Below are 541 nucleotides of genomic sequence, written 5' to 3' on the forward strand. Positions count from 1 at the left end.
ACCAAAAGGTACCGCTACACGCATACCTTCTTTTAAAAAAGCAGATTCGGCTTCGGTTATACTATAAGTGAATAACTTTTGAAGCGACACAGGTAAAATAACATCAATAAAATACTGCATTTAAACGCCTTTTTTAAGTTTATTTAATGATGCGTTTAACTCATAACCCAACAGTAAAATATTAGCATTTAACCAGAGGTAAAACAGCAATATTAACAAAGCACCAATAGAACCGTAAAGCTTATTGTACTGGGCAAAGTTTTCTATGTAAATGCCAAATAAATAGGATGACAACATAATTAATAAAGTGGTAAAAAGCGCTCCTACTGAAAAGAATTTTGAGTTTCGCCCCTCGTGTGTTCCAAAATAATACAATGTTGCTGTTGCTAAATATATCATGGCCACAAAAAATAAATACTGAGCAAAATTAGCCCAAAATACATTTTGAGCATCAACAGCAAACGCATTTAATAAACCCTGTACTACATATATTTGAAAATACCCCAAAAATGCAATAGTTAGTATTAACAAAAACGCTAAA

Annotated in this window: 2 protein-coding genes; both read right to left on the reverse strand. The window is 32.0% G+C overall.

Annotated elements, in window-relative coordinates:
- The coding region (locus tag FUA24_RS26105; RefSeq protein WP_187388169.1) for a primosomal protein N' family DNA-binding protein at positions 1 to 120 on the reverse strand (120 nt) is incomplete at its 3' end.
- The coding region (locus tag FUA24_RS04800; RefSeq protein WP_148540270.1) for a YihY/virulence factor BrkB family protein at positions 121 to 541 on the reverse strand (421 nt) is incomplete at its 5' end.

It is taken from the genome of Seonamhaeicola marinus (assembly GCF_008085455.1).